The organism is Streptomyces sp. NPDC104096 (genome assembly GCF_055584385.1).
This window is the reverse complement of the sequence record NZ_JBVJMD010000124.1, coordinates 1-6983: the sequence shown is the minus strand read 5'-3', so window position 1 is coordinate 6983 and position 6983 is coordinate 1. Positions and strand designations below refer to the sequence as shown.

Sequence of the window (6983 nt, the reverse complement as noted above, 5' to 3'; positions counted from 1 at the left end):
GCCGCTCCTTCGCCGACCCCGACGACATCGCCTACGCCACCGCCCTCGCGACCAGCCAACTCAACTCCCGTGCGAAGCCATGGATCCGGGGCAGACCGACACCGCCGACCCGACGACTACGACGCCGATATGTCTACAGAGTTTGAGGAATCCAGCAATAGCCCGCGACATGATCCTTCGCACCCTGGCCTCCCCGCTCCCCATCTCTTGGGTGGCGGCGGATTCCGTTCTCTTGGGTGGCGGCGGATTCCGCTTACGGGCAGGACTCGCACTTCCGGCGCTTCCTGGAGGACGCCGGGCTTTCCTACCTGGTCGCCGTCCCCAAGTCACAGCAGGTCAACGGCCCACGCATCGACCATCTCATCGCCCAGGCCCCGCCCGAGGCATGGCAGCGTCTGTCGACGGGTCCGGGAGCCAAAGGCGAACGGCTCTACGACTGGGCCGCCGCCCACCTGCCCGCCATGACCGAGCCCGGCACCGTCGAGCCGACACGGCAGAGATGGGTGCTGGCCCGCCGCAGCATCAACAGGCCCGACGAGATCGCCTACTACCTCGCCTGCGCTCCACTGGACGCAACTGTCGCAGACCTGGTCCGCGTCGCCGGCTGCCGCTGGAAGATCGAGGAGCGCTTCCAGAACGCGAAGAACGAGTGCGGCCTGGACCAGTACGAGGTCCGCCGCTACGTGGGATGGCACCGTCACATCACACTCGCCATGCTCGCCCACGCATTCCTCGCGGTGATGGCCGTGCAGGAACGCGAAAAGGGGGTATCGAGGCCGACACACCCGACCTCGTGGACCTCACACCAGCCGAAATCCGTCGTCTGCTGGCAACTCAACCCCGCCACCGTCCTGCACGCCGCGACCACGTGCTGAACTGGTCCCGATGGCGACGCCGTCACCAGGCACGTGCCCGACGCAGTCACTACATGCGGCGCGGACACGCGTTGGTGGGACGACCTGTCCAAGACCGCCCCACGCATGCCCCACCCCCGTTACACTCCCTACCGCCAGGCCGTTGACCAGCAGAAATGCAGAAGTCCGGCTGGAGTACCAAGCGGCCAGGCTCCCCCGCCGCAGCCGCCTGCGGGATAGCAGCAGCCGTCACCTTGCCGGTCACGTCGAGAGATATCCTCGCCGGCGCTGCCCGCCCTGCACCGCGGCCGCGCCGCGCGCCAGGCTGCGGGTCCGTCTCCACGGAGATGTAGAGCCGGTCAGGGTCCGGCCTGGCGCCAGGAACGCAGCCTCTCGGCGATGCCGTACGAGTCCAGCCGCAGTCCTCGGATGTCGTAGATCAGTTCCCGCCAGAGCTCAAATTTCGTGTCCACGCGTTCCCCGGAGGCCTCCAGGTAGGCGATGGCGACGCCGTATCCGTACACCTCATTGCGAGCCGGGAGCGGGCGCAGCAGTATGCACTCCTCCAGCAGGACCGCAGCCCGCCAGAAGGCGTCGGGATGGTGCTGATCATGCCGGGGCGGGTCGACCCGATGGCGCTGGGCCATGCCGACGAGCACGGAGAAGTCGTTGACGGTCAGGTCGTCCCGGAGGATCTCTTCCTGGCGCTCGAGGAACCACCGGTAGTCGACGTGCACGACAGGAGGCACAGGTCAGGCCGCCCGCGAGGTGGTGGGTGCGACGGGCGGCAGCCCGCCAAACTCGGCGTCGAAGGCGTCCATGACGCCGGGCGCGCTGATCGCGCGACGGAAGGCGGCGGTCGCCGTCTGCAGAGCTCGCTCTTGTTCCTTCTCACCAGCCACCTTGGCGAGGTAGGCCTTCACAGAGAGGCCTTCCTCAGCGGCGAGGCCCTGCAGCGTGTCCCTGGTACTTGTGTCGACCTTGACAGTGGTTTCAGCCATACCCGCAGTATCCCGCACGGTATACGCGCCGCGCTACCTACTCGCGTATCTGAGACTGAGCTCTTCACCTGGTCCGCGAGCGCTGTAGCTGGCCCGTCTGAGCGCTGTTGTTGGCCCGCGGCCCTGCCGTTAGCCTCGAGCATGAGGGTCCGCCAGCTTGCTGACGGACCCTTTCTCTCGTTCAGAGGGAGAATTCAGCGGGTGGGTAGGTTGGTGGCCCGGCTGTCGCGCCAGGTGGGCGCCGGGTTCCACGGCTCCGGGGTGTGCTGCTCGTAGGGACAGGACGCCGCTGGTCAGCCTGGGTTCGGGAGGGTATCGAGCCAGGCGAGCGCACTGGTGATCACGTTGGTCCAAGGCCGGTGGGTTTGTCAGGCGGAGGGTGCGGCGGCCGGTGGTGACCGACTGGGCAGTGGCGGAGAACAGCCGCAGTCGCAGATGGCGGGGCTCCCACCGGCGTGCGGCGCCGGTCAGCGCCAACATCGGTATCCAGGCCAGCAGGTCAAGCGCAATCTGGACGATCTCCAGCCAGACCTGGTTCTGCGCGGCGTCGTGCAGGGGTAGGTTGCGCAGGCCGGTGGCCCGGGCGGCGCGGATGCGGTCCTCGGCGCGGGCCCGCTGGCGGCGGCTCAGTTCCAGTTCGGCGGTCGGGGTCTTACTGCTCCTCCGCGTTGGCTCGACGTGCTGTGCTGAAGCGTCGCTGATAGGCGGCGGGGCTGAGGGACAATTTCCTTACGAAAACTCTCCGCATACTCTCGTAATTCGGGAATCCGGCAAGGGATGCCGTCTGCGTCGCGGTATGCCCTTGGTCGAGTAGAGCTTTGGCCATGTCGAACCGGATCATTTCCACGTACCGGGCCGGCGTGGTGGACAGCTCGTCGTTGAAGAGCCGCGTGAGATGCCGAGGGCTCACATTGAGGTGCTTGGCGAGTTCGCCGAGTGAGTGGTTTCCCCCGGGATTCGCCGTGATCAAGTCGGTGATTCTGCGGAGGGCCGGAGATCGGGGCGGCGGGCCTTGGAGCGGGGCGGAGAACTGTGACTGGCCGCCCGAACGCTGCAGATAGACCACCAGGGCGCGGGCGACGTCGCGGGTTAGATCAGGCCCGTGATCCTCCTCGACGAGTGCCAGTGCCAGGTCAATGCCGGCGGTCACGCCTGCCGAGGTGTAGGTGGTGCCGTCACGGACGTAGATCGCGTCGGGTTCAACACGGCTGGCCCGGCAGCGGGCGGCGAGCTCGTGCGCGACCTTCCAGTGCGTGGTCGCGCGCTTGCCGTCCAGGAGGCCGGCGGCGCCGAGGATGAATGCTCCGGTGCAGATGGATGCGACCCGGTCGGCCCGGCCCGCCAGCGTTCGCGTGGCCTCGATCAGATCACGGGGCACAGGTGTGCGCGGGTAGAGGTCCGCGCCGGCCACCAGGAACGTGTCTGGGGCGGGTTCCGTGGCGGCGGCGTCGACCGCGATCCGGATTCCGATGGACGAGGTGACATCGGCACCGGTCGGTGACACCAGCACGATCGTGTAGTCGGCACCGAGCCGGTTCGCTTCCCCGAATACCTCCGCGGGGCCGACGACGTCCAGGAGTTTGACCCCGTCATAGACGAGGATCGCGACACGGTGCGTGGCGGAGCCAACAACCCCGCTGCCCGCCTGTCCGGATTCGGGTGACTCATGGCCGGACCGAGGGAGCGCTGGACGCCGGGTGGTTGGCAGTGTGGAAGACGGACGCACCGTCCATTCGTAACACACCGATATCGGAAGGAGCAGAGGTCATGAGCAAGATCATCGCGGGGGTGGAGATTCCTGAAACGGCGGCGGTCGCCGAGGCCACCCGCCTCATGCAGGAGATGACCAGCCCCCTCATCTACCACCACTCCCGGCGCGTTTTCGTCTTCGGTGCCATGCATGCTCACAGGCTCGGCCTGGAACCCGACCCGGAGCTTCTCTACCTGTCCGCCATGTTTCACGACACGGGCCTTTTGACGCCGTTTTCCGACGTGGAGCAGCGTTTCGAGGTCGATGGAGCCGACCACGCACATAAGTTCATGCTTGACCGCGGTTTCCCGGCCGCGGCCGCCGACGTGGTGTGGACGGCGATCGCGCTGCACACGACCCCGGGAATTCCCGGGCGGATGGGCCCGGAGATCGCCATCACGAATCTGGGGGTTCTGACCGACGTGCTCGGCCTGGGCCTGGACGAGCTGGATCGCGGCCAGGTGGACGAGATCACCGCCGCCCATCCACGGGGCGACTTCAAGAACGAGTTTTTGCAGGCTTTCGTCGAGGGACTCAAGCACCGCCCGGAGACCACGAACGGAACCGTGAACTCAGATGTGCTGGAGCATTTCATTCCCGGCTTCCAGCGCACAACCACGGTCGAGCGCATCATGGGCGCTCCCTGGCCGAGCTGATCAAAGCGCCATCAAACGTGATGAGACGTGTGAGTGGCCCTCGCGGCGGGCGTCGTCTCGGGCGAGGTGCGGCCTTCGCCGTGCTGGCCTGCGCCAATGTGGTGATGATGGCCACGGCAAGCGCACCGTCACCGATCTACCCGCTGTACCGGGAGCGTTGGGGCCTGTCGGTCACGATGCTGACAGTGATCTTTGCGGTGTATGTCGTGGGTCTGCTCGGTGCCTTGCTGACGGTCGGATCGCTGAGCGACCAGCTGGGTCGCCGCCCGGTGCTGGTCGCCGCCCTTCTGGTGGCGGCGGCCAGCACGGCGGTCTTCTGGGCGGCCGACGGCGTCGTCCCCCTCCTGATCGCCCGGGTGGTGCAGGGCATCGCCACGGGGACGGCCACCGGCGCTTTTGCCGCCGGACTGGTCGAGCTCTCACCCAAGAGGCGTCCACTGCTGGGGCCCACGACGACAGCGGTGGGCACGAGTATCGGCATGGCCGCCGGCGCCGGAGTGGTGGGGCTGCTGGTTCAGTCGACCTCACGCCCCGATGCGTATGTCTTTCCCGTCCTGACGCTGGCCTTCGTCGTTCTGGCCGCGGTCACACTCACGATCCCTGAGACCCTCGTCCCGCGAGCGGTGGGACCGGCGTCGTTGCGACCGAGAGTCCAGGTTCCCCGGGACGTCCGGCCGGAGTTCTTCGCCTCCGTTCCCGCCCTGGTCGCGGGGTGGTCCGTCACGGGTCTGTTCCTCGCGCTCACTCCGTCCCTGGTGAGCGATGTCCTGCATGTGCGGTCCGGTGCTGCGGGCGGGCTCAGCATCGCGGCGCTGTTTGTGGCCAACAGCGTGGGCGGGCTGTGGTCCGTTCGGCATACGGCATGGCTCGCCACCTTGTTGGGGGCGGTTCTCCTGACTCTGGGTGCGTCCGGACTGACGGTGGCCATGGCTGTTGCGTCGCCGGCCGTATACATGGGCGGATCGGTCGTCGCGGGGCTGGGCGTCGGCCTGACGTTCAACGGCAACCTCCGCGCCATCAGCGCGGTCACCACCGCGAAGTCCCGGTCGGAGGTCTTCTCGGCCGTCTACGTGATCAGCTATGCGGCGTTGAGTCTTCCGGCCCTCGCGGCCGGGCTCGCGGCGCCCTCATGGGGACTGGAGACCACGGGCTACCTGTACGTCGGCTTCGTCGGGGCGCTGTCCGTGACTGCGGCCCTGCACGCCGGACGAGCACGCGCTCAAAGACCCACCGACGATCCGATCGCACGGACCGGGAAAGCGGACCTCGCCGCGAACCGTCCCGCTGCTGAGCGCGCCGCACGCCACACGCCGACACCATCCCCGAAGCAGCTTGATCAGGACTTACGGCTGCCGTGTCGGAGCGGGTCGGCGCTCTTCCGCGGAGCCGTCTTCGAAGATCCCGAGATCGAAATAGCTACGCTGCATCCGCAGGCTGGAGGAGGTTGCGATCCGTATGGGTGACGGGCACGGGCCCGGACGGTCTGAGCAGGAGGACCTGCTCGGAGCCGAATGGGAGAGACACCGGCCCGCGGTCTTCGGAGTGGCCTACCGGCTGCTGGGGACTGTGGCCGATGCCGAGGATGTCAGCCAGGACGTGTGGCTGCGGGCGGCCGGAGCGGATCTGCAGGACATCGATGATCTGCGGGCCTGGCTGGTGACGGTGGCCGCGCGACGGTCGTACGACATCCTCAAGAGCGCCCGCTTCCGCCGGGAGAGCTATGTCGGGCCATGGCTGCCGGAGCCGCTGCTGACAGGGCCGGACGCATCGCAGCCGGTACTCGTCGACGAGTCCGTCAGCTCGGCGATGCTCCTGATCATGGAAGAGCTGAGCCCGCCGGAGCGGGTGAGCTTCGTCCTGCACGATGTCTTCGGCCTTGAGTTCGGCCGGATCGCCGAAGTACTGGACGTCTCCGTGCCGGGCGCCCGGCAGCTCGCCTCGCGGGCACGACGGCGGGTGGCCAAGGCGAAGCAGTCCACGCCGCAGGCGTCGAAGGCGGAGCGCGAACGGGTCCTCACGGTCTTCCGCGCCGCCTACGAGGCCGGGGACCTGGCCGGCCTGGTCAGGCTCCTGCACCCGGACGCGGTCTACGTCACCGACGGCGGCGGCAAGGTCTCGGCGGCGCGCAAGCTCATCCACGGCGGCGAGCGCGTCGCCGAGGTCATGATGCGTACGGGGCGCCAGTGGCGTCCGGACCGCATCGACTTCGCCGAGGTCGGCGGCGAGCTCGCCCTCGTGTTCCACCGGGAAGGCCGGGTCTACTCCGTCGACACGGTCCAGATCACAGACGGTCTGATCACCGCGTACCGCAGGGTCCTCAATCCCGACAAACTCGTGCGCATCTGAGCTGTCACACCCGGAGGGGCTGCCTCGTCTCCCTGATGAGAACGCACAACGGGCGACGGAGGAAGACGCCAGAGCAGGTGAGACTGATCATGCGGCACGGCATACATCCACCTGCAGCCGCTGCGAGCCCTACGCGCGAGCGGGCTGTGCGCTCGGGTCGCCCTCCCTCAGTAAGGACCTTTATGCAAGCCATCACGGTGCGAGACCGTAACGCCGGTCTTGCCGGGATGTCTCTGACCGACATGCCCTACCCCCATGCGGCCGAGAACGACGTCATCGTACGGGTGCACGCCGCCGGCTTCACCCCTGGCGAGCTGGACTGGCCCGCCACCTGGACCGATCGCGCCGGCCGCGACCGGACGCCGAGCATCCCCGG

General features: G+C 67.8%; 6 protein-coding genes and 3 pseudogenes. 5 read left to right on the top strand and 4 right to left on the bottom strand.

Features of this window, described 5'->3' with window-relative positions; all coding sequences use genetic code 11:
- Positions 1–221: 221 nt before the first annotated feature.
- Positions 222–875: pseudogene (locus tag ACZ60B_RS42315) on the top strand (IS701 family transposase); the annotation flags it as partial.
- A gap of 338 nt (positions 876–1213) precedes the next feature.
- On the opposite strand, the gene ACZ60B_RS42310 reads toward ACZ60B_RS42315, so the two are convergent.
- The 4 genes and pseudogenes from ACZ60B_RS42310 to ACZ60B_RS42295 form a co-directional block, all read right to left on the bottom strand.
- On the bottom strand, positions 1214–1591 hold the full coding sequence (locus ACZ60B_RS42310; protein ID WP_469397256.1) for a toxin Doc: 378 nt from the start codon (positions 1589–1591) through the stop codon (positions 1214–1216).
- A 15-nt stretch (positions 1592–1606) separates the two neighbouring features.
- Positions 1607–1855 (bottom strand): antitoxin MazE7, encoded by a 249-nt coding sequence (locus tag ACZ60B_RS42305; protein WP_469397252.1) that lies wholly within the window; start codon positions 1853–1855, stop codon positions 1607–1609.
- A 293-nt stretch (positions 1856–2148) separates the two neighbouring features.
- A pseudogene (locus tag ACZ60B_RS42300) lies at positions 2149–2503 on the bottom strand (transposase); the annotation flags it as partial.
- 4 nt (positions 2504–2507) lie between these two features.
- Positions 2508–3458, bottom strand: a complete 951-nt coding sequence (locus tag ACZ60B_RS42295; RefSeq protein ID WP_469397260.1) for a GlxA family transcriptional regulator — start codon at positions 3456–3458, stop codon at positions 2508–2510.
- A 164-nt stretch (positions 3459–3622) separates the two neighbouring features.
- Between ACZ60B_RS42295 and ACZ60B_RS42290 the strand changes: the two genes are divergently transcribed.
- The 4 genes and pseudogenes from ACZ60B_RS42290 to ACZ60B_RS42275 all read left to right on the top strand — a co-directional run.
- Positions 3623–4261: an HD domain-containing protein gene (locus ACZ60B_RS42290; RefSeq protein WP_469397248.1), complete on the top strand. Its 639-nt coding sequence runs from the start codon at positions 3623–3625 to the stop codon at positions 4259–4261.
- Between the two features lie 80 nt (positions 4262–4341).
- Positions 4342–5724, top strand: a complete 1383-nt coding sequence (locus ACZ60B_RS42285; RefSeq protein ID WP_469397246.1) for an MFS transporter — start codon at positions 4342–4344, stop codon at positions 5722–5724.
- Positions 5717–6607 (top strand): RNA polymerase sigma factor SigJ, encoded by an 891-nt coding sequence (gene sigJ / locus ACZ60B_RS42280; protein WP_469397243.1) that lies wholly within the window; start codon positions 5717–5719, stop codon positions 6605–6607. Before ACZ60B_RS42285 ends, sigJ begins: the two co-directional genes overlap by 8 nt.
- A gap of 182 nt (positions 6608–6789) precedes the next feature.
- Positions 6790–6983, top strand: a pseudogene (locus ACZ60B_RS42275) (NADP-dependent oxidoreductase); the annotation flags it as partial.